Raw genomic sequence first — 20,632 nt, forward strand, 5'->3', positions numbered from 1 at the left:
CCTGTCACCGCCCCCGAAGGACCTCCCATCTCTGGAAGTTTTGCGGTGATGTCAAACCCAGGTAAGGTTCTTCGCGTTGCATCGAATTAATCCGCATGCTCCGCCGCTTGTGCGGGCCCCCGTCAATTCCTTTGAGTTTTAGCCTTGCGGCCGTACTCCCCAGGCGGGGCGCTTAATGCGTTAGCTGCGGCACAGAGAACCGGAGAGGCCCCCCACACCTAGCGCCCAACGTTTACAGCGTGGACTACCAGGGTATCTAATCCTGTTCGCTCCCCACGCTTTCGCTCCTCAGCGTCAGTATCGGCCCAGAGACCCGCCTTCGCCACCGGTGTTCCTCCTGATATCTGCGCATTTCACCGCTACACCAGGAATTCCAGTCTCCCCTACCGAACTCTAGCCTGCCCGTATCGGCTGCAAGCCCGCAGTTGAGCCACGGGATTTCACAGCCGACGCGACAAGCCGCCTACGAGCTCTTTACGCCCAATAAATCCGGACAACGCTCGCGCCCTACGTCTTACCGCGGCTGCTGGCACGTAGTTGGCCGGCGCTTCTTCTGCAGGTACCGTCACTTACGCTTCGTCCCTGCTGAAAGAGGTTTACAACCCGAAGGCCGTCATCCCTCACGCGGCGTCGCTGCATCAGGCTTCCGCCCATTGTGCAATATTCCCCACTGCTGCCTCCCGTAGGAGTCTGGGCCGTGTCTCAGTCCCAGTGTGGCCGGTCGCCCTCTCAGGCCGGCTACCCGTCGTCGCCTTGGTAGGCCATCACCCCACCAACAAGCTGATAGGCCGCGAGCCCATCCCAGACCGAAAAACTTTCCCCAACCAACCATGCGGCCAGAAGGAGGTATCCGGTATTAGCCCCCGTTTCCGAGGGTTATCCCAAAGTCCAGGGCAGGTTACTCACGTGTTACTCACCCGTTCGCCGCTCGAGTACCCCGAAGGGCCTTTCCGCTCGACTTGCATGTGTTAAGCACGCCGCCAGCGTTCGTCCTGAGCCAGGATCAAACTCTCCAACAAAAACTTGAAAAGTGTCCCGGCAACCATTATTAACGGATGCCAAAAACAATCACAATTGGCACTGGCTTATCAAACACCCTGTTGAGTTCTCAAAGAACAAACACACACCGTAGTTCAGGCCCGAATCTCTCGGTCCCGCCCTGCGGGGCACAACTTCTCCAGCTTACTCGGTCGGTTTCGCACCGTCAAGCCCCAACTTTCGGCTTTCTTGCGCTTCGCCCGAGATCCCAGCCGCTCCAGGGCGCGAAGATCCGCTCCCGGTTGTTGCTAGGAATCCTGCAGACCGGCCGGATTCCGCGGCTCCCGTGAAGGGGCTCTCGGATCATCCCGCCCGGCTCCTGCCGGCTTGGATACTTTACCCGGTCGGCTTCGCGATCTCAAATCCGGTCTCGCCGGTCGATCGCACCGCCCGAACCCCCACCAGCCTGTATCCCCTGGTAGCGGCGCTTGCTTCCCCCCGGGCGTTTTGTCCGGTGTTCCGCTTGCAGAGAGAAAGTTACGTGGGATCGCCCTTGGAATGCAAATCAAGGTCGGTCCATGTCTAGATCAGCAGGTCGCGGCACATGTGGCCACCCGGACACCTGTGCAAGAGTGGGGCATGCCCACCGGCGGGACGTTCCTGGCCGAGGACGCGTTGCTCGGGATGCTCTTCCCGTTCTGGCAACTGGTCATCGGCCTCTGCGTGGTGCTCGCCCTGGCCGCGGCGGTCTACCGCCTGGCGGCCCGCGGCCCTTCGCGAATGACCACGGCCCTCCTCGTCACCGGCGGCGCCGTGGTCGGCATCGCCCTCCTGAGCTACCTGACCGGCGGCAACTGAAGGCGACTGCCCCGCCCGCCGCTGCCACGCAAAGACGGCGACGACGAACACCCGCGAGCCGACCCAGTCACACCACCAACGCGGAGACGCCGCCATAGGCAGGGCTGGCACCACAGCACTCACGACTGAGCGGGGCACGCGAGACCTGAAGCGATTGCCCCGCCCGACCACCGTGCGCCCGAGGACGGCGACGACGAACACCCGCGAGCCGACCCAGTCACACCAACCCGCCGAACGCGGAGACGCCGCCACAGGCAGGGCTGGCACCAAAGCACTCCCGACTGAGCGGCGCACGCGAGACCTGAAGCGATCGCCCCGCCCGACCACCGTGCGCCCGAGGACGGCGACGACGAACACCCGCGAGCCGGCCCAGTCACACCAACCCGCCGAACGCGGAGACGTCGGCATGGGCAGCGGCGGCGCCCTCGTTCCTCACGGCCGAAGCGGGCCAACACCAAGCTTCGGCTCTCCGGCGAGGACCCCTTCGGCGACGCGGCGGCCGAGGCGCGCCCCGTCGTGGAAGGCGGAAACCGGCCGCTGAACCCAGCGCGATGCCGTCCACTGCGGCACAGTCACGGCCCACTTGGTCGACGGCGACCATGAGCGCGTGCCTAATCAGCCGGCGGGACCAGACCGACCTCAGGGCGATTCGGATTGGTCAGGTCCGGGTCCTGGGCCGCGAACAGATGCGTAAGCGCCGGCAGACCGCGCGAGCGCACCAGGTCCGCCTCCCTCGTCGTCACCGGAACCAGCAACGTCAACACGATCGGAACAGCCTCGGCGCGACAGACGGCGAACGACTCCGGCAGATAGCCCGGGTTCGTCGCCACCAACGCGGTCATCCGGCTGCCCGGGAAGACCGGCCCGGCCGGCCCCAGCACCTGTCCCTGCCGCAGCCCGGCCTCCCGGCCCACCAGCTCGCCGGCCACCTGGAACAACAACCCCGCTGCCCGAGCCGGATAGTCCTCGTTGGGCACGTGCATCAGGAGCTCCTGGTGCAGCGCCCCGTCCCCGCCCACCGTGAGATGGCGCTGCCACAACCCGACCGTCACCACCGTCATCACGCCGGCGAACGGAGAGTCCGGGCCGAAGAAGCCGACCCGCACCCCCGCCGGCGTCGTCTCGTCGCCCTGGCTACCGCCGGCCATCGTGCCGAGGTACGACTCCAGGTGCTCGATCAGGCCGCTCACGGTCTCGACGCTAACCCGCTGGCCGGTCGCCCCACGCCAGGATCGCCGCCGTCGGCAACGCCAGCCGGCCGTCGGCCGCCGCGAAGGGCGCCGTCAGGCGGTCGAAGGACGACCTCACGCGGGCGCGGGTCGGCTCGTCCTGGGCCGCCAGCACCGCCCCGGTCGCACCGAGACCCGCCGCCGGCCCGTTCCACCACGCCTCCGCATCCGTCTCGTGCACCCAGGCGGGCGCGGAGCCGCCGACCGACACCAGCCCGGCCCGGCGCAGCAACCCGCACAACCCGTCGACGCTCCGCGGGAAGTCGTCCGACGGCGAGAGGCGCGGCAGGCCCTGCGGACGTACGACCCCGGCGGCGGCGAAGATGTCCGACCACAAGGCTTGCGCCGGCGGCGGTGGATGGGGCCAGATCGTCACCGCCACCCGACCGCCCGGCCGGACCACCCGCCGCATCGACGTCAGGGCCGCCAGCGGATCACCCACATGGTTGACCACGAAGTTCGCCACCGCGACGTCGAACGAGCCGGCGGGAAACGGCAGCGACGGCAGCGCAGCCAGGCGGACGTCGGGCACCCGCGCCCGAGCCAGCGCGACCATGCTCGCCGACGCGTCGACCGCGACGACCGAAGCGCCCCGCGCGAGCGCCAGCTCCGCGACCGTCCCCGGGCCCGTGCCCACGTCGAGCAGCGACACCCCGGGAGCTACCCCAGCAGCGTCCAGAAGCGACGAAGCCGCCCCCGCGCACAAGTCGGCCAGGGTGTCCCGATAGACGGCCGCACGATCGGCCCACTGCGCGCGTTCGTGCGCGTCGAAGGTCAGGCTCACCCGACGGTGAACGGACGCCGGTTGGCCAGCGACGGCAGCTCGCTCCTGATCCGCGAGAGCCGCGACAGGTCGAGGTCGGCGACCACGACCGTGACCTCGTCGGGCGCCTGCGCCACGACCGTCCCCCACGGGTCGACGATCATCGAGCGGCCGAAGCAGGAGCGCCCGGGCTCGTGGTCGCCGATCTGACCGGCGGCCACGACGTAGCACTGGTTCTCGATCGCCCGCGCGCGCAGCAGCACCTCCCAGTGGTCGCGCCCGGTGTGCAGCATGAACGCCGCCGGCACGACCAGCACCTGCGCGCCGGAGTCGGCCGCGAGCGACCGGTAGAGCTCGGGGAAGCGCAGGTCGTAGCAGGTCGTCAGGCCGAACGGCACACCGTCCACAGTGGCCACCGCAGTGGTGGTGCCCGGCGCGATCGACGCCGACTCCAGATAGGACACCTTGCCGGGGATCTCGACGTCGTACAGGTGGATCTTGCGGTAGACCGCCGACAGCGCGCCCGTGCGGTCGAAGACCAGCGAGGTGTTGTAGGAGTGCCCCGGCGTCGGACCCGCCTCGTGGAAGGAGCCCGCGTGCACCCACATGCCGAGCTCGCGCGCCGCCGTGGAGAAGAACGAGCCGTATTCGCCGTCGACCGGCTCAGGGGCCGGCAGACCCGACGAGGGCCCGAGGTAGTCGGTGTATTCCGGCAGGACGGCGATGTCAGCCCCGAGCGCGGCGGCCCGCTCCAACAGCGACCGCGCCGTCTTGAGGTTGGACGCGCGGTCGTCCCGCGCGTTGAGCTGGCAAACGGCGACGCGCACCGTCAGGCCGACTTCTCCTCGCGGTCCCGCCGGCGCCGGCCGGCGAACTCGCGGGGCACGATCGTCGGGTTGACGTTTTCGAGGACCACCGCGCGGGTGATCAGCACGCGGGCGGCGTCGGGGTTGCTGGGCACCTCGTACATCACGGAGAGGAGGACCTCTTCCATGATGGCCCGCAGGCCGCGGGCGCCGGTGCCGCGGAGCATGGCCTGGTCGGCGATCGCCTCCAGCGCCGCGGGCTCGAACTCGAGCTCGACGCCGTCGAGCTCGAACAGCCGCTGGTATTGCCGGACCAGCGCGTTGCGCGGCTCGGTCAGGATCTTCACCAGCGCCTCGCGGTCGAGGGACCGCACGTTGGTGATCACCGGGAGCCGGCCGATGAACTCGGGGATCAGGCCGAACTTGAGCATGTCTTCCGGCATGACCTGGCTGAACACGTCGTCGGTCGACCGCTCGGAGACCGCGCGTAGTCGGGCGCCGAAGCCGGTGCCGCCCTGGCCGGTGCGGGACTCGATGATCCGGTCGAGGCCGGCGAACGCGCCACCGCAGATGAACAGCACGTTGGTGGTGTCGATCTGGATGAACTCCTGGTGCGGGTGCTTGCGGCCGCCCTGCGGCGGCACGTTGGCCACCGTGCCCTCGAGGATCTTGAGCAGGGCCTGCTGCACGCCTTCACCGGAGACGTCGCGCGTGATCGACGGGTTCTCCGACTTGCGGGCGATCTTGTCGACCTCGTCGATGTAGATGATGCCGGTCTCGGCGCGCTTGATGTCGTAGTCGGCGGCCTGGATCAGCTTGAGGAGGATGTTCTCGACATCCTCACCGACGTAGCCGGCCTCGGTCAGCGCGGTCGCGTCGGCGATGGCGAACGGCACGTTGAGCATGCGGGCCAGGGTCTGCGCCAGGTGGGTCTTGCCGCAGCCGGTGGGGCCGATGAGCATGATGTTGGACTTGGCCACCTCGACGGCGTCGTTGCCGGAGCCGTGCGACTCGGCCTGGATCCGCTTGTAGTGGTTGTAGACCGCGACGGAGAGCGCCTTCTTGGCCTGGTCCTGGCCGACGACGTAGCCGTTGAGGAACTGGTAGATCTCCATCGGCTTGGGAAGCTCTTCCCACTTCACCTCGCCGGACTCGGCCAGCTCCTCTTCGATGATCTCGTTGCAGAGGTCGATGCACTCGTCGCAGATGTAGACGCCAGGCCCCGCGATGAGCTTCTTGACCTGCTTCTGCGACTTCCCGCAGAAGGAGCACTTGAGTAGGTCGCCACCGTCGCCGATCCGTGCCACCTACGTTCTCCCTGCGCTCGTCGGCCGCGGCGGACCGCATCCGGGTTGTGTGCGAACTCGACGTTACCCGCTCGGGAGGTTATCTCCGACCCCCAAAATGGGTGTGTCAGGGACCAGCCAGTGTCACCAACCCGGCCGATCCCCGACACTTTGCCCAAATCAGCCAGCGGCAGCGGCTGCCAGCAGGCCCTTCTTGCGGCTGGTGAGGATGGTGTCGACCAGCCCGTACTCCCGCGCTTCCTCGGCCGTCATGATCTTGTCACGGTCGACGTCCTTGGAAACCTGCTCGCGGGGCCGGCCCGAGTGCCGGGAGATGATCTCCTCCATCTGGGACCGCATGCGCAGGATCTCGCGCGCCTGGATCTCGATGTCGGAGCCCTGCCCGTAGCCGCCCTCGGTGGCCGGCTGGTGGATGATGATCCGCGAGTTCGGCAGCGCCATCCGCTTGCCCGGCGTGCCGGCGCCCAGCAGCACGGCCGCCGCCGATGCCGCCTGGCCGAGGCAGACCGTCTGGATGTCGGGCCGCACGTACTGCATGGTGTCGTAGATCGCGGTCATCGCCGTGAACGAGCCACCGGGCGAGTTGATGTACATGATGATGTCGCGGTCGGGGTCGGTGCCCTCGAGCGTCAACAGCTGCGCCATCACGTCGTTGGCCGACGCGTCGTCGACCTGGACGCCGAGGAAGATGATCCGGTCCTCGAACAGCTTGTTGTACGGGTTCGACTCCTTGATGCCGTACGAGGTGCGCTCGACGAACGAGGGCAGCACGTAGCGGTTGTGCACCGGAGCGAACTGCGGAGGCAGCGTCAAGTCAGTCATGGTCGGCTCCCTCAGCCCAGAGTCCCGGCGCCCTCCGGAACCTGCGCGGCTCCGGTGATCACCTTGTCGATGAATCCGTAGTCCTTGGCCTCCTGCGCCGTGAACCAGCGGTCCCGGTCGGAGTCGGCCTCGATCTGGTCCTGCGACTGGCCGGTGTGCGCCGCGACCCGCTCCTGGAACATCCGCTTGGTGTAGAGCATCTGCTCCGCCTGGATCGCGATGTCGGAGGCGGTGCCGCCCATCCCGCCGGACGGCTGGTGCATCATGATCCGCGCGTGCGGCAGGGCGTAGCGCTTGCCCTTGGTGCCCGCGCAGAGCAGGAGCTGGCCCATCGACGCGGCCATGCCCATGGCGACCGTGGACACGTCGTTGTCGATGAACTGCATCGTGTCGTAGATCGCCATGCCGGAGTAGACGGAGCCACCCGGCGAGTTGATCCACAGGTTGATGTCGCGGCCCGGGTCCTCCGCCGCCAGCAGCAGCAGCTGCGCGCAGATGCGGTTGGCCACCTGGTCGGTAACCTCACTGCCGAGGAAGATGATGCGTTCCTTGAGCAGCCGGTTGTAGACCGAGTCGTCGAGCCCGCCGGCGAGCTGGTCGCCGCGCGCCTCGTGCGCCCGGATGGGCGACGCTGGAATATGCAGATCGGTCATGGCAGCCTCTCGCTCGTTTCCGTTCTACGCCCGACATTAACCGCTGCCCGAGGCGCTGACTTCCCGCCGACAGCGGTGTTCGCTCTCAGCGCAGGCAGGCGCGATCAGTGGTTGTGTTCGGTGACCTCGCGCACCGCGTCCAGGCTGATCGGGTTGCCGGCCGAGTCCGTGATCTTGACCCGCTCCATCACCAGGGTGAGCGCCTTGCCGCGCCGCACGTCGCCGAAGACCGCGCCGGCCGCGCCGGACCGGACGAGCTGGTCGTAGTACTGCTGCGGCTGCATGCCGGCCCGCTGCGCCCGGTGCATGATCTCGTGCCCGAACTCGTCGTCGGAGATCTGCACGTCCTCGGCGTCGGCCAGGGTGTCGAGCACCAGCTGGATCTTGACGCCCTCGGTCGCCGCCTCGGTGAGCTCGGCGTCGATCTGCTCCTCGGTCTTGTCCTCGGCCGCGAGGTATTCCTCGTAGGAGGCGCCGATGCGCTCGAGCTGGTCGGCCATCGCCTGCTTGCGGTGCTCGACCTCCTCCTTGACGACACCCTCGGGCGCGGGCACCTCGGCGGCCTCGACCACCTGCTGCAGCGCCTTGTCGCGGGCCGCGTAGATCTGCTCGACCTGCTTGGCCTGGGTCACCCGCTTGCGGAGGTCCTCGCGCAGCTCGTCGAGCGTGTCGAACTCGCTGGCCAGCTGGGCGAACTCGTCGTCGAGCTCCGGCAGCTGCTTCTCCTTGACGGTGCGCACGGTGACCGCCACGTCGGCGTCGCGACCCGCGAACTCGCCGCCGACCAGCTGCGTGCTGAACGACGTCTCGTCGCCCGCGGACAGGCCGACCAGCACCTCGTCGAGGCCCGGCAGCAGCTGCTTGCTGCCGACCTCGTGGGAGATGTTGGTGGCCGAGCCGCCCGGCACCTCTTCGCCGTCGACGGTGGCCTTCATGTCGATCTGGACGTAGTCGTCGTCCCGCGCCGCCCGCTCGACCGTCTTGAGGGTCGCGAACCGCTCGCGCAGCGCCTCGATCTGGCTGTCGACCTCGTTGTCACCGATCTGCAGCTCGTCGACCGTGACCTCGATCGTGGACAGGTCGGGCAGGTTGATCTCCGGCCGGACGTCGATCTCGGCGGTGAACCGCAGCGGCTCGCCGTCGCTGAACTCGGTGATCTCGACCTCGGGGCGGCCGAGCGTCTTGACCTCGTGCTCGCGCACGGCGGCGACGATGTTCTCCGGGATCGCCTCCTGCACGGCCTCGTTGAGCACGGCGCCACGGCCGACCCGCTGGTCGATCACCGCGGACGGCACCTTGCCCTTGCGGAAGCCGGGAACGGTCACCTGCTGGGCGATCTCCCGGTACGCCTTGCGGAGGCTCGGTTCGAGCTCGACGAACGGCACCTCGATGGCGAGCCGCACCCGGGTCGGGCTCAGGGTCTCGACGGTGCTCTTCACAGGCGTACTCCTCGGAATGTCTTCATGGGGCGATCAGCCCATCGAGTGTAGGCGCGTCGCTGATGCAGCCGCCGCGCCGGTCACTGTCGGGGTGGCGGGATTTGAACCCACGGCCCCTCGCTCCCAAAGCGAGTGCGCTACCAAGCTGCGCCACACCCCGTGGCGAACCGAAGTCTATGCGGTAGGCGTGCACCGTCCGCGCCCGGCGTCCCATTCCCGCACGGTGGGTGACGGATAAAGCGGACAAACCCTATTGCCCGGGTCCGCGGTGGGCACGACCGTCGCTCCCGCCGGGGACCGCTCGCTGCGCTTCGCTGCCATGTTCGCGCGGGTCAATCGCCGGTACGATGCGCGAAATCGAGCGCGGAAGGAGGCGGAGCCATGCGCATTCTGCTCGTCGAAGACGACCTGCGGGTGGCGTCCGTCATGAAGTCGATGCTCGTGCGCCGGGGATATCAGGTGGAGCACGCCGCGACCGCCAAGGCGGCCGTCGAGGCGGCGCCCTGCGACCTCGTGCTGCTCGACCTGAGCCTGCCCGACGGAGACGGCATCGACGTGTGCCGCGCGTTGCGGACCCGTGACGACAATCTGGCGATCATCGCCGTCACCGCCCGCTCCGACGAGCGCGACAAGGTCAACGGCTTCCGGGTCGGCGCCGACGACTACGTGGTCAAGCCTTTCTCGATGGCCGAGCTCCAGCTGCGGATCGAGGCGCTGCTGCGGCGCGCCGCCCGCGGGGTCGCGGCCCGGCAGACCCGCGAGATCGGGCCGCTGCGGATCGACTTCACGGCCCGGGAGGTCACCGTCGACGGGGTGCCGATCTCGTTGACGCGCAAGGAGTTCGACATCCTGGCCTCGCTGGCGCGTCAGCCCGGCGTGGCCGTCACCCGCGAGCGGATCCTGCTCGACGTCTGGCAGACGACCTGGTCCGGGCGGCACACCCTCGAGGTGCACATCGCCTCCCTGCGCGCCAAGCTCGGCCAGCCCGACCTGGTCCGCACGGTGCGCGGGGTCGGCTACCGGCTGCAGGCGGAGTGACGTGCGTCGCCGGCTCGTCACGACGTACCTGCTGCTGCTCTGTCTGGTCCTGCTGGCGCTGGAGGTGCCGCTGGGGCTGGTGATGAGCGGGCGCACGACGCAGGCGCTGATCGCCGACCGGCTGGCCGACGCGACCCGGTTCGCGGCCCTGGCGGCGCCGGCGATGCGCGGCGGCGAGCTCGAGCCGGTCGCCGCGGAGCTCGGCCGCTACCACGACCTCTACGGGATCGTCGTGATCGTCGTCGACCAGAACCGCCGGGTGGTGACCGCCGCCGGGCCGCACCCGGGCATCGACACCGACCCCGTCGTGCGCGGCGCGCTCGCCGGTCGCCAGGTCAGCTCGCCCGCCAACGTCTGGCCCTGGCAGGAGGTGCCGCTGCTGGTGGCGGTCCCGGTCTACGAGGGCGGCGCGGTGCTCGGCGGCGTGCTGACCGTCTCGTCGACCGAGCGCGCGCGGGGCTCGATGCTGTTCGCCTGGGTGGTGCTGGGCGTGGTCGGGCTGGTCGCGCTGATCGGGTCGGTGGTCGCGGCGGTGCGGCTCGCCCAGTGGGTGCTGCGGCCGGTGCTGTCGCTGGACACCGCCGTCCACGAGATCAACGCCGGTGACAGCACGGCCCGGGTGCCGCACGCGCTCGGCCCGCCCGAGCTGCGGCGGCTGACCACCAGCTTCAACGAGATGGCCGACACGGTCACCGACGCGCTCGAGCGGCAGCGGCTGTTCGTCGCCCACGCCAGCCACCAGCTGCGCAACCCGTTGACCGTGCTGCGGCTGCGGGTCGAGGGCCTCGGCGACATGCTGCCCTCGGACGCCCGGGCCGAGCACCACCTCGCCCTGGAGGAGTCCGACCGGCTGGCCCGGGTGCTGGACAGCCTGCTCGCGCTGGCCAGGGCCGAGTGGGACGGGCGGCCGCCGGTCGCGGTCGACGCCGGCGCTCTGGTCGCGGCCCGGGTCGAGGCCTGGCTGCCGCTGGCCGTGCAGCGGGGTGTGTCGTTGACCGCTGCTCTGCCTGAAACCCCCGTCTGGGCCGAGGCGGCGGACACCGCGGTCGACCAGGCGCTGGACGCGTTGATCGACAACGGGCTGAAGTTCGCCGGCGCCGGTGGGCACGTGGTGGTCTCCGTCGGCACGGTGCCGGGGCGGGTCGTGGTGACGGTCCGCGACGACGGTCCGGGGATGACGGCCGCGGAGTGCCGGCTCGCCACCCGGCGGTTCTGGCGGGCGCCGAACACGCAGAACGTCGACGGGGCCGGGCTCGGCCTGTCGATCGCGACGGTGCTGGTGGAGGCGTCCGGCGGGTCGCTGACCCTGGCCCCGCTGCGGCCGCGCGGGCTGGAGGCGCGGGTGCGGCTACGGCTTCACCGAGCGGAAGTACCGGGCGGCGCCCGGGTGTAGCGGCACCGGCATCGTGCCGATCGCCGAGCGGACGTCGAACCGCTCCCCCGCCGGGTGCGCCCGGGCCAGCGCCTCGTGGCGCTCCATCAGCAGCTTCGTCAGGTCGTACGCCACGTCGTCGGGCATGTCCGTCGGCACGACCAGGTAGTTCGGGACGGCCAGCGTGCTCACCGCCGGCAGGTCGTAGACGGAGTCGTTGACCTCGCGGCGCACGTACACCGTCGAATGGGCTTTTCGCATGGGTTCGACCCAGTCGCCCAGGTCGACGATCCGGATGCCGAGGTCGTTGTTGAGACTTTCGATCGCCTGGACGGGCAGACCGCCGGAGAAGAAGAAGGCGTCGGTACGCCCGTCCCGCAGCGCCGCCGCCGACTCGTCGAGCCCCCAGCGCTGCGACTCGAGGTCGTTCTGGATCCCGGCGACCTGGAGCAGACGCCCCACGGTGATCTCGGTGCCCGAGCCCGGCGCCCCGGTCGCCACCCGCTTGCCGCGCAGGTCGGTCAGCGTCTTGATCGACGAGTCGGTGGGCACGACCAGGTGCAGCAGGTCCTCGTAGACGCGGGCCAGCGCGCGCACCCGCGGGTCCGGCGGCCCCGACCCGGTGACCAGGATGTCCGCCTGCGTGAAGCCGATCTCGGCGCCCCGGCTCTCGACGAGCCGCACGTTCTCGACCGAGGCGGCGGTGACCAGCACCTGGGCGTCGGTGTCGGGCAGGTTGTCGTCGACCAGTTGACCGAGAGCGCGGCCGAACGCGTAGTAGACGGCCGTCTGGCTGCCGGTCGCGATCCGGATGTGGGTGACGGGCGGGTTGCCCTCGCCGTGGAGGCCGGCGCCGACGAGCAGCAGGACGAGCACGGCCAGGCCGGCCCTGGTCGCTCTCACGCTCCTGCTTTTGCCCGTCCGCACGGAGCGCAAGTTTTCCTCAAGGAAGGGGCCGACGCATACCCCCTGAAAGGCCGGACCGCCACGCTGAGTGCGGAGGCGATGCGGAGGCGATGACCATGGCCACACGGCACGAGACCACCGGAGACACGGCCATGCGCGCCCTGCCCGCGATCTTCGAGGCGGCCTGCCTGATCCGCTGCACGGGAGTCGGCCGGTCGCTGCGCCACGAGTTCGAGCCCGGGACCGGGCCGGCACCCGGACCCGTCTCCAGCGGCGCCATCGGGACGTCGGGACATTCGGCGTCCATCCTGTCGGGGGGCGACACGGCGCCGTTGGGCCCCGGCGCCGCACCGGTGATCACCGGTGCGGCGCTCCGGGCCGTAGCCGAGTTCAACCAACCGGAGGCGGCGGAACGGCTGTCGCGGTTGCTGTCTGATCTTGGGGTGCCGGCTTCTTGGGCCACCCTCTCCGGGGGTGGGCGGCGACGTTATTTCGTGCATCGGGTGACGATTCCCTCTTCCTCCTGGCTGTCGACGGCGCAGCAGCTCACGGCCGGGTGGCGGCAGGGGCGGCACTTCCTGCTGCGTACGGACCCGGTCGGGGCGTCGTCGCCGCACAACGCGCGGCGGGAGGCGCTGGCCCGGCGAGCGTGGCAGGCGGCGTCGCTGGCGGCCGGTCGGCAGCGCCGGGGTGGTGGGGTGTTCGGGGTGCGGTTGGCTGATCAGGAGCTGGCCGCTGTATTGGTGCGGAGCGCGCGGCTGCTGGGGGCGACGGCGTCGATGCGGTCGCGGCCCGGGTGCCTGCAGGTGTCGGTCACGTCGCTGGGGCCGTCGCTGTTGGAGATCGCTGCACCCCCGCTACGGGTGGCGGTGTGAGGTAGCCAGTACGCTGTGGTCCGTGCGCCTGGTGCGCACCCGCGGGCGTAGCTCAATGGCAGAGCTTCAGTCTTCCAAACTGACGGTGCGGGTTCGATTCCCGTCGCCCGCTCAATCTCATTACCGCGCTTCGCGGGGTAATGAGATTGAGCCATTCCTATTCCGGGGCCGAGCCCCGGACCCCACGGTGCGGTGGGCGCGGTCGTCGGTAAGCGAGACCTTTCGATCCTCTCGTCCCACGGCATCAGTGATCTCGCGGTGCGTCGGCCGGAGCGATCGGTTGCCAACGCGTCGCCGCGCACACCCGCGTGCCAGCCAGTGGGTTATGACAGTCGATGTCCGACTTCCACGAAGGTGCGTTCGGCTAGATGCACGGCCTCGACCCGCAGCAGGGGCCGAGCGTCGGCGTCGAGGACGACCAGAGGTCGAGACGAGCAGGCATCGACCGCGATGTACCGTCAGCAGCCCCGCCTCGCGGGTGGTCGCTGGCAGGACGGTGAGCCGTTCCGTCACGGCCGCGGGTTATGCCCCGAGCGGTCGAGGAGGGGTGTCCTCAGCGATGGGCGCATTCATCACCAACGCAGACCGCCGAGGGATTTCGTCAGGCAGGTGCACGACCGCGGACACGGGTGGCATGGCCCCGCTGTCGGCGAGCAGCCGGTCGACCCCGAAAGGACCCGGCGGGAGTGGTGTGACCGAGCAGATCGGCGGTGCGGTCCGTCGCCGGCTCGGGGCTGCGCGCAGCAGAGTCACGCGGCTGGAGTCGCTTCATGTACAGGCTTTACTGGCGTCGGAGCGAATAGACAAATGGCTTCAAGACCGGTCCGAGTGATTGGAGTCTCCAGTCGCGAAGCGCCGCCGTTGTCCTATTCTTGAAGGGCTCTCCTCGACAGCCCGAAGCCGAGCCATCCCGCTGGCGCACGAGCGATACAGCTTGCCATATTCGAGGGCCGAGAGGCTCTGGGCCTGCCCTGTTGCGCTATTGCCAAAAATAGTGGCCGCTTTGACGAGCCAACCAGCGTACTTAGAAACTCCGAGGAAGTCCGCTAACGACGACGCCTTACCGCGCGGGTCGGCAGTTAGTGAATCATAGGACAAGTGCAGGAGCCGACTTGAGTCAATCCGGGAGATGGAGTCGACTCCATCGATAACCAACTCTGACCACAGCTCGCCAAACTCGAATATCGGAATGTCCTCATCTATGACCGTGTGCCTTGAGTAGCTATGGTCGGCCACGCCCGCGAGATTCGAAGGCAGCAACGAAGCATGTTCGGCGCTTAGGTCGAAGTCATTGATGCCGAGGAGTTGCGCGGCCTTCCTTCGCAGCATAAGGCAGCGATAACCGACGTGTCGACTCATAGAAAGGGCGCAGTCTGGACCATTCCGGTACAGATGGACGAATCGTGCCTCGGGGAAGTATCCGTTTAACTGCCGTGTCCACGCATAAGAATATCCGGATCTTTCTACTACCGTGGGCCCACCAAACCGAGCACTCAACCACTCAAACAATGAGCGATAGTGCTCGGAGGTCGCGCGGCGCGGCCAGCCTCGAACGACCTCGCCTAAAGAATCATATTCGCGATCGACCTCATCTGTTAGGTGTGGGAGAACCATGAGACAGATGGCTGGAATCGCTTTTAGGACCCCGTCGAAGCGGCCAGGCTTATAAAGAAACTCAGGCATGGGAATCCCGGCCTTCACCATCCCATCGAATTGGGGATGCGGCGACGACAAGATCTCCCAAAATTCGCGGCCAGATATGTCGCCACTCCGAAAAGCGTGCGGACCGTAAAGGGAAGCAAACAATTCATTTAGGCTCAGTATCTCGCGATGCTCCCGGAGCAGTCTTGACATTGCGCTAGAGCCGCTGCGGCCCGTGCCAACGACAAACGCTAACGTCATGACTACTCGGATCCGCCGACTCGCACAGGAGGTTCCTCGTCAGCGGCGGTTTGCTTAATAGCTGGCAAAGCCCGACAACAAACCTCCTTGCAACGATATCGCCGTGCACTCTCAAATAGGCGACGGAGGTCGGGCCAAGGCTCCCACCCTGGGTGCCAGGCCTCCCGTTCCAACAGCATGGCGTCGAAACCTGTTTCCAACTCCCTTAGCCTTCGGTGCCAGTATTCCAAGACCCATCTACGCGGGATGATTCCATGGCGGATATACATTCCACAAACATCAAACATATTAAGTGCTCTCACGGCAGCCGCAAACTCAGCCGAATCAGGTACCGGAAGCTGACCCGTCTGGGAAGCTTTATAGACGAGTTTGCGCCCGACCTTCATCTCGGCAGCCAACATTTGCTGTTGCATTTGCAAAAAGGCATTCAGTCTCTGCTGGCGACGGCTCATGAGTACGGTGAAGAGTGAGACGCCTAAGGCGAGCGACGCGAGCGCGATGCCGATCATGTCCTTGCTGCTCGTAAACCATGCCATCGCCGATCGCCACCAAACCTAAATTTATTATCGAACTACGTGGATCGATTATTGCAGCCTCGTCAAGTGTTACGGCACAGGTCGATCCCCGGCGACCGACCTGCTCGATCGACTCTCAGGTCCGCGGGATCCGAACTAGGGCTAATCCGGGTCGACGTACTCTTCGTCCACGTCTTCCTCGTCATCGATCCCGCCCTCCGCCTCATCTGCCGTCAAGTACTCCGCTCCTTCTGCTGGGACCAGCGGCAATCCCGCGACGAACGAAGCCAGAGCATCTTCTCTGCGGATGCGACGCGCCCGGTCGGTGGCGGCCCGTTCGACCGCAGCTCTATACACGGTCGCCGGATGTGCGTCGTCGGCAAGAGCAGGCCCATCAACAAGCTGCGAGAACTCCTCCAGAGACCTGCGAAGGTTCGCGATGTTCATGGTGGCCGCGTTAATGCGGCCACGAGCAAGCGCGAGGAACAGGGTATAAAAGTCCGACTTCTTGTACCACCGCGTACCAGCCATCCGCGGCTCGGGAAAAAGCTTTGCGATGTACTCGAGAACATCGACAAACCGCAACATTACCTGATCGTGGAACGGAAATGTGGGGCTGTACTGCCGGTAGTAATTGTCGAGGTTTTCTTTCTTATTCTGCGGCCAGTGGAGGTACCCGATCACAAGCTCCGCGACGTACTCAGAATCAAGCATCCGCCGTCGTTGAAGCTTCGTAAAGATTCTGAACTGGTCCCATTCGGCGCGCTCTGCGATCGCCTCCACAACTGGCAACAGGCCGCCGCTGTACATCGAATAGCGCAACTCTTGCGCGTTAAGCGCAACCGTCGACTGATTAAGCCTATGAAACATATGTCTAATTTGGTCGTCGTTAACGTCCTCGAGTTCTCGTACGATTAGCTTGTAGCCACGGAACGCCTCACGCAACTCTGGGCCGAGTTCCGAAAAACGTTTGTCATACCAAGGTGTGTCAGCCAGCGTGTAGAGCGGCTCCACCTTGCTCAAGTCGAAGGTGACGGGAAATTCGTCAGCAAGGAAGCCGAGACAAGCGCGCAGCCGCTGCTGTCCGTCAACAACGTAAGTGTGATCACCTGTGTCGCCGTCCGTCGATCGAGCATAGATATAGATCTCAGGAATTGGATAGCCACGCAAGATCGAGTCCACAAGGTAAGCGTTTTGTTCCGCCGTCCAGACCGGCCGACGCTGAAAGGGCGGTCGAATCGTCAGAAGCCCGAGACTGTTCTGAATGGCGAACCAGCTGATCTTTTGGTGACTGGTGTTCAAAAAGCTTGCTGCTTTCACGTTGGACCTCCCTCACCACTCTCCTTGGTGGAGAGGTAACTTCTGTACGCGGCGAGGCTTGTCATTTGGGCATGACGAAGCGCCTCGTTGTCTTTGTATATTCGGACTCGCTGAACCCGCCCTCGAAGCACGGGCGGTAGGTGTTTCTCACTTCGCTGGAGTTCTTGCATCCAACGCTCACCAAACGGCAGATAACCTAGAAAGTAGTTCGCTGCAATCATGCCATGGAATATGTATTGGTTCTCATGTTGATTGAAGATTCGCAGGCCTTCAGGATCCAAGCGGAGCAGCGTTTTGTCGATGTGTCGGAACCATTGCCAAGCCAGGTCGAAATGTCTTGCCGAAACTACGGCGATGTCGACATCCGATCCCCTGCCAAAGACACCGAAGCGTTTACGTGGGTTTAGACTTCTTCCAGTCGCGGCGCTTCCGACCACCATGATGTCACGGCCATCCACCTGAAGGCCTTCAGCCAACTCGTCTCGCCAGTGAAAGTACTGCTGCTTCGAGTCAAATGTGAACGGAAGCCTATCTAAGATTATCCGTCCCACTAGGACGCGAGGGTGCTCCCCCTGCCTGACGAGATCCATGAATTCGGGGATCTCAATTTTTGCCCAGTCACCAGTTGACAGTGGCGGTCCGCCAGGCTGCGCTCCCGTACCTTGCGGTTCTCCGGATTCGATCGGCGCGCGCACTGGGACAGGCTACGGGACAGTGCTCCGCCACTCCACATGCAATGTTCCACGGTACCGACCTTGCCGAATTGGTCCTTACACGATCAAGGTGCCGCACGCGGCCTGCGTGGCGCCCTGCCTCGGGCCTCCGGCCCGCCGCAGCACCACGCCCGCTGTATCGCCGCGACGGTGGGAGTCCAAACTTCATATGCTGGCGCGACCCACCTCCAAGGTTCGAGGCGACATGCTCTTCACCCTGACCTACGACGGACCGTTGACAGGATCCAAGACGCGAGCACGCGTCAAACACGAGATCCGACGCGCGCTTCATCCCCAGATTCAGGCGGTGTGGCGGTCAGCTCCTCTGAACACCCGAGCACGAGTCGTTGGCGGGCTGTCTGGAAGAGAGGGCGACGGAGCCTTCATCACCTATGTCGATGGCCACTCCTTCGCGGCAGTGGTTCACGATCTGTACCACCTGCGAGCCAGGCTCCGACTCCTGATGCTCCGACGTGACTCGCCGGGCGGCAGCATCATCCACGGTGGCGATGTCGACAACCGGCTCAAGACTCTCTTCGACGCTCTGCAGCGGCCGCAGCGCGCGCAAGAAATCCCTGACGACTGGTCACCGAGTGCGGATGAGGAACCGCTGCACTGCCTACTCGATGATGACAGGCTTGTTACCCGCGTTGACGTAGACACAGCAAGGTGGCTGGCACCGGGCGATCCCGCCGAGGTTCGCCTGATCATCAACGTAGACGTTTGGACCCCCTCGCCCACGATGTGGTCCATTGGCGTTATCAGCTAATCCTGCGCGAGACCCTGCCGTTCTCGTAGGTCAGCGGGCCGATGGGATCTCCTCGATCGTGCACCAGGACGGCTACACAGGAACCTCCGGCCGCGCCAAGGCCGAGCCGCTTCGCGGTTGCCTTCGGCGAGCCTTGACCCAACCGGAGAACCCCGCGCAGGGGTTAAACCTGCCCGACCGAGGAGATCCCGCCGCCGGCCGAGGGTGTGGGAAGAACCAAGATCGCCGTGCCATCCGCGTGCCAGTAGACCGTGCCACAAGGGGTCGTCCCGGGTCACCAGCGGGCGTGACGACTAGGCGGCTGAGCTGCACTTTCGCGCTCAACGGCCTGGCCTGTTGACGTCTTCCAAACCGACAGTATGGGCGCACGATCCCCATCGCCCGCCCTCAGCCTTCTGGCCCTCGGTCGGTTCGCTTTCTGCGGTTCCTCGGCCGGCGCGTTGGCGGGCGCGTCTCGAGTCGGGGTCGAACATGATGGCCGCGCAGGAATGCCTGTGGCAGCATCGGTTCATCCCGACAACCGGCGCGCCGGGGCGCCGGGGCCATGTGCCGAATCGGTGAGAGTAAGAGGCCCCAGGCGGGAGGGCCGCACGCGTGACGTTCGCACGGCGTCCTGAGTGGGCCCCACCGAACCCGGCAGCATGTGTGACCGGGCTCAGCTCTGCTGATATTCGACCGCCGCGAGCCGGCACGGAGCGTGGCGAAGACGTAGTACGCGCCCTCCGTGTATTCGGCGAGGTCCGCACCGATCACGTGGCCGGCGTAGTCCATCGTGGTCCCGCAGGCCGGGCTCCTCGGCGAGCGTCCCGCCCGCGTGTGCCAGCGCCGACAAGTGGTTCGCCACCGCGTCGCCCTTGCCGGAGTGGGCTTCGAGGCCGGCGTCGATCAGGTCGATCTGGCGGGCGCGCACCGTGTCGTCGGCCCCGACGTAGATCGAGGGCACCTCCACGACGCCTCGATCGAGCAGGGCGGCCAGGTGTGGCGTCAGCGCGGACGGATCCCGACCCGCGATCCGCGCCAACTCTTCAAGCAGGTCGTCGGCCGCGCTCCCGTCCGCCTCGGCATGACGGCGCAAAAGATCTTCGATTACGTCCGGCACGATACGAAATCATGCGTGGACCTTCGACCCCAGCACAGCAGGATCGAGGAGTAGCCGTGCGTGGCGGTCCGACCCGTCGGGCGGATTTCGATCTCCAGCGGGTCGAAGTCCGGCGACAGGGCCGCGCGGAGGTCGTCCGCGTTGACGTCGGCACTGGGAAAGCGGTGATCGCCGACCGTGTAGGACGTGCAGTGGTGCAGGGCCGCCGTGATGAAGAGGCCGCCTGGGCGGACCAGGCCGGTGATGTTGTGCATCAGGTCGTGCCACGTCGCCAGGTTGTCGGTGGCTGAGTCCGCGCAGTAGGCGCTGATCACCGTCGCGTACTGGCGGTCCAGGGGACGCGGCTCGCGGGCATCGGCCCGCAACAGGGCAGTGACCTTCTTCCTCGTCAGCTCCTCGCGGTCCGCCACGCCCGCCTCGGAGGCGCCCTCGCAGCGGAGGGTGTGGCGGACGAACGGCCCCCAGTCGTGGGCGTCGGGCGACCCGTCCAGCCACCGCTGGATCTCAGCCAGGTTTGAAGGCAGGTAGTCGGCCAGGTGGATCTCGGAGGCCACCTCCGCCGCCGCGAAGACGTGGTGCAGCGTCGGGCCTACGCCGAAGAAGAGGACCGGTTCGTCGCGAGGCGCCGACCGCAGCGCGGTGACCAGGAAGGCAATGGTCGCGATCTCGTCGGGCTCCACCTCGCGGTAGTAGTCAGCCAGGTATCGCCCCGGCACCCAGTCTCGGTCGAAGGACGCGAAACGGCGGCGGCGGCGAACGATGACGCGGCTCAGGCGGGCCAGGCCGTACTCGTACAGGGCCGCCCCAAGGTTCGCGCCCGCTAGGAAGACCAGCGCGTCCGTCGACGTGACGGCGTCGGTCGACGCAGCGGCGCCGAAGGCCGCCAGGTAGTAGGGCAGCTCCTTCACCACCTCCGTGCCGGCGTACGCAATCGCCGCGGCCACACGTGACGTCCGGGCGCCGCGGCGCCGGGTCGCCTCGTACGCCGCCTTCGAGAGCACGTTGGTGCTCGTGCCCGTCGCGGCCAGCAAGGCGCCGTTCGCCCGCAGGTTCGCGGCCAGCCCGACCGCCCAGATCCCGTAGCTGGCCACTAGGAGCACCAGCGCCGATTCGAACGAGAGCGCGCCGAGGACGCCGGCCGTGACCAGACCGGACGCGGCGGCGACCGCGTCCAGCGCATAAGCCGACACGGCGGTGGCGACCAGGGTGACGATCCAGGACATGGGCGCAAGGATCGGTCCCGCCGCCGCTCATCCTCCACGTCAGAA

18 protein-coding genes, 2 tRNA genes and 1 rRNA gene are annotated in these 20,632 nt (G+C 66.9%); 6 read left to right on the forward strand and 15 right to left on the reverse strand.

All coding sequences use genetic code 11. The annotated features are described in order from the left end of the window. Positions 1 to 1,019 (reverse strand): 16S ribosomal RNA (locus O7635_RS00005); the annotation flags it as partial. Positions 1,020 to 1,617: 598 nt separating this feature from the next. Between O7635_RS00005 and O7635_RS00010 the strand changes: the two genes are divergently transcribed. Next, on the forward strand, positions 1,618 to 1,836 hold the full coding sequence (locus tag O7635_RS00010; RefSeq protein ID WP_278078320.1) for a hypothetical protein: 219 nt from the start codon (positions 1,618 to 1,620) through the stop codon (positions 1,834 to 1,836). Between the two features lie 611 nt (positions 1,837 to 2,447). On the opposite strand, the gene O7635_RS00015 is transcribed toward O7635_RS00010, so the two are convergent. From O7635_RS00015 to O7635_RS00050, 8 genes are all read right to left on the reverse strand, one after another. Next, complete coding sequence (locus O7635_RS00015) at positions 2,448 to 3,026, reverse strand: suppressor of fused domain protein (RefSeq protein ID WP_278078321.1); 579 nt, start codon at positions 3,024 to 3,026, stop codon at positions 2,448 to 2,450. A 10-nt stretch (positions 3,027 to 3,036) separates the two neighbouring features. Continuing rightward, positions 3,037 to 3,849, reverse strand: coding sequence for a class I SAM-dependent methyltransferase (locus O7635_RS00020; protein WP_278078322.1), 813 nt, complete (start codon positions 3,847 to 3,849; stop codon positions 3,037 to 3,039). Next, positions 3,846 to 4,655, reverse strand: a complete 810-nt coding sequence (locus tag O7635_RS00025) for a carbon-nitrogen hydrolase family protein (RefSeq protein ID WP_278078323.1) — start codon at positions 4,653 to 4,655, stop codon at positions 3,846 to 3,848. The genes O7635_RS00020 and O7635_RS00025 overlap by 4 nt, the downstream gene beginning before the upstream one ends. A gap of 2 nt (positions 4,656 to 4,657) precedes the next feature. Further along, positions 4,658 to 5,941, reverse strand: a complete 1,284-nt coding sequence (gene clpX / locus O7635_RS00030) for an ATP-dependent Clp protease ATP-binding subunit ClpX (protein ID WP_278078324.1) — start codon at positions 5,939 to 5,941, stop codon at positions 4,658 to 4,660. 159 nt (positions 5,942 to 6,100) lie between these two features. After that, positions 6,101 to 6,763, reverse strand: a complete 663-nt coding sequence (locus tag O7635_RS00035) for an ATP-dependent Clp protease proteolytic subunit (protein WP_278078325.1) — start codon at positions 6,761 to 6,763, stop codon at positions 6,101 to 6,103. An 11-nt stretch (positions 6,764 to 6,774) separates the two neighbouring features. Next, positions 6,775 to 7,416: an ATP-dependent Clp protease proteolytic subunit gene (locus O7635_RS00040; RefSeq protein ID WP_278078326.1), complete on the reverse strand. Its 642-nt coding sequence runs from the start codon at positions 7,414 to 7,416 to the stop codon at positions 6,775 to 6,777. A gap of 104 nt (positions 7,417 to 7,520) precedes the next feature. Beyond that, positions 7,521 to 8,855, reverse strand: a complete 1,335-nt coding sequence (gene tig, locus O7635_RS00045) for a trigger factor (RefSeq protein WP_278078327.1) — start codon at positions 8,853 to 8,855, stop codon at positions 7,521 to 7,523. 86 nt (positions 8,856 to 8,941) lie between these two features. Next, positions 8,942 to 9,015, reverse strand: a tRNA-Pro gene (locus tag O7635_RS00050). Positions 9,016 to 9,236: 221 nt separating this feature from the next. Here O7635_RS00050 and O7635_RS00055 point away from each other — a divergent pair. Both O7635_RS00055 and O7635_RS00060 read left to right on the forward strand, forming a co-directional pair. After that, positions 9,237 to 9,893: a response regulator transcription factor gene (locus tag O7635_RS00055; protein WP_278078328.1), complete on the forward strand. Its 657-nt coding sequence runs from the start codon at positions 9,237 to 9,239 to the stop codon at positions 9,891 to 9,893. Between the two features lies 1 nt (position 9,894). Then, positions 9,895 to 11,286: a HAMP domain-containing sensor histidine kinase gene (locus O7635_RS00060; protein WP_278078329.1), complete on the forward strand. Its 1,392-nt coding sequence runs from the start codon at positions 9,895 to 9,897 to the stop codon at positions 11,284 to 11,286. Here O7635_RS00060 and O7635_RS00065 read toward each other — a convergent pair. Further along, complete coding sequence (locus tag O7635_RS00065) at positions 11,242 to 12,168, reverse strand: TAXI family TRAP transporter solute-binding subunit (protein ID WP_278078330.1); 927 nt, start codon at positions 12,166 to 12,168, stop codon at positions 11,242 to 11,244. The two genes, O7635_RS00060 and O7635_RS00065, sit on opposite strands and share 45 nt — an antisense overlap. 119 nt (positions 12,169 to 12,287) lie before the next feature. On the opposite strand from O7635_RS00065, the gene O7635_RS00070 reads away from it, so the two are divergent. Both O7635_RS00070 and O7635_RS00075 read left to right on the forward strand, forming a co-directional pair. Continuing rightward, positions 12,288 to 13,046, forward strand: coding sequence for a hypothetical protein (locus O7635_RS00070; protein ID WP_278078331.1), 759 nt, complete (start codon positions 12,288 to 12,290; stop codon positions 13,044 to 13,046). A 41-nt stretch (positions 13,047 to 13,087) separates the two neighbouring features. Then, positions 13,088 to 13,158 (forward strand) — tRNA-Gly (locus tag O7635_RS00075). Positions 13,159 to 14,950: 1,792 nt separating this feature from the next. On the opposite strand, the gene O7635_RS00080 is transcribed toward O7635_RS00075, so the two are convergent. The 3 genes from O7635_RS00080 to O7635_RS00090 all read right to left on the reverse strand — a co-directional run bounded on the left by O7635_RS00080 (position 14,951) and on the right by O7635_RS00090 (position 17,478). Continuing rightward, positions 14,951 to 15,457, reverse strand: coding sequence for a hypothetical protein (locus O7635_RS00080; RefSeq protein WP_278078332.1), 507 nt, complete (start codon positions 15,455 to 15,457; stop codon positions 14,951 to 14,953). A gap of 168 nt (positions 15,458 to 15,625) precedes the next feature. After that, the gene (locus tag O7635_RS00085; RefSeq protein WP_278078333.1) at positions 15,626 to 16,783 is read right to left on the reverse strand and encodes a DUF262 domain-containing protein; all 1,158 of its coding nucleotides are present in this window, start codon (positions 16,781 to 16,783) and stop codon (positions 15,626 to 15,628) included. Next, positions 16,780 to 17,478 (reverse strand): hypothetical protein, encoded by a 699-nt coding sequence (locus tag O7635_RS00090; protein ID WP_278078334.1) that lies wholly within the window; start codon positions 17,476 to 17,478, stop codon positions 16,780 to 16,782. Before O7635_RS00090 ends, O7635_RS00085 begins: the two co-directional genes overlap by 4 nt. A 223-nt stretch (positions 17,479 to 17,701) precedes the next feature. Here O7635_RS00090 and O7635_RS00095 point away from each other — a divergent pair, with 223 nt between their 5' ends. Further along, on the forward strand, positions 17,702 to 18,265 hold the full coding sequence (locus tag O7635_RS00095; RefSeq protein ID WP_278078335.1) for a hypothetical protein: 564 nt from the start codon (positions 17,702 to 17,704) through the stop codon (positions 18,263 to 18,265). A 655-nt stretch (positions 18,266 to 18,920) separates the two neighbouring features. Here the strand turns inward: O7635_RS00095 and O7635_RS00100 are convergent. Together O7635_RS00100 and gntF are read right to left on the reverse strand one after the other, a co-directional pair. Further along, positions 18,921 to 19,364, reverse strand: a complete 444-nt coding sequence (locus O7635_RS00100) for a hypothetical protein (RefSeq protein ID WP_278078336.1) — start codon at positions 19,362 to 19,364, stop codon at positions 18,921 to 18,923. Further along, positions 19,352 to 20,587 (reverse strand): guanitoxin biosynthesis pre-guanitoxin forming N-methyltransferase GntF, encoded by a 1,236-nt coding sequence (gntF, locus tag O7635_RS00105; protein ID WP_278078337.1) that lies wholly within the window; start codon positions 20,585 to 20,587, stop codon positions 19,352 to 19,354. Before gntF ends, O7635_RS00100 begins: the two co-directional genes overlap by 13 nt. Between the last annotated feature and the right edge of the window lie 45 nt (positions 20,588 to 20,632).

It is taken from the genome of Asanoa sp. WMMD1127 (genome assembly GCF_029626225.1).
Taxonomy (GTDB): Bacteria; Actinomycetota; Actinomycetes; order Mycobacteriales; family Micromonosporaceae; genus Asanoa.

What these genes read in the sequence shown, in the direction of transcription:
- gntF (WP_278078337.1), bottom strand. Translation starts at nt 20,587, where the DNA reads ATGTCCTGGATCGTCACCCTGGTCGCCACCGCCGTGTCGGCTTATGCG.
- O7635_RS00095 (WP_278078335.1), top strand. Translation starts at nt 17,702, where the DNA reads ATGCTCTTCACCCTGACCTACGACGGACCGTTGACAGGATCCAAGACG.
- O7635_RS00055 (WP_278078328.1), top strand. Translation starts at nt 9,237, where the DNA reads ATGCGCATTCTGCTCGTCGAAGACGACCTGCGGGTGGCGTCCGTCATG.
- O7635_RS00010 (WP_278078320.1), top strand. Translation starts at nt 1,618, where the DNA reads ATGCCCACCGGCGGGACGTTCCTGGCCGAGGACGCGTTGCTCGGGATG.
- O7635_RS00035 (WP_278078325.1), bottom strand. Translation starts at nt 6,763, where the DNA reads ATGACTGACTTGACGCTGCCTCCGCAGTTCGCTCCGGTGCACAACCGC.
- O7635_RS00080 (WP_278078332.1), bottom strand. Translation starts at nt 15,457, where the DNA reads ATGATCGGCATCGCGCTCGCGTCGCTCGCCTTAGGCGTCTCACTCTTC.
- O7635_RS00070 (WP_278078331.1), top strand. Translation starts at nt 12,288, where the DNA reads ATGGCCACACGGCACGAGACCACCGGAGACACGGCCATGCGCGCCCTG.
- O7635_RS00040 (WP_278078326.1), bottom strand. Translation starts at nt 7,416, where the DNA reads ATGACCGATCTGCATATTCCAGCGTCGCCCATCCGGGCGCACGAGGCG.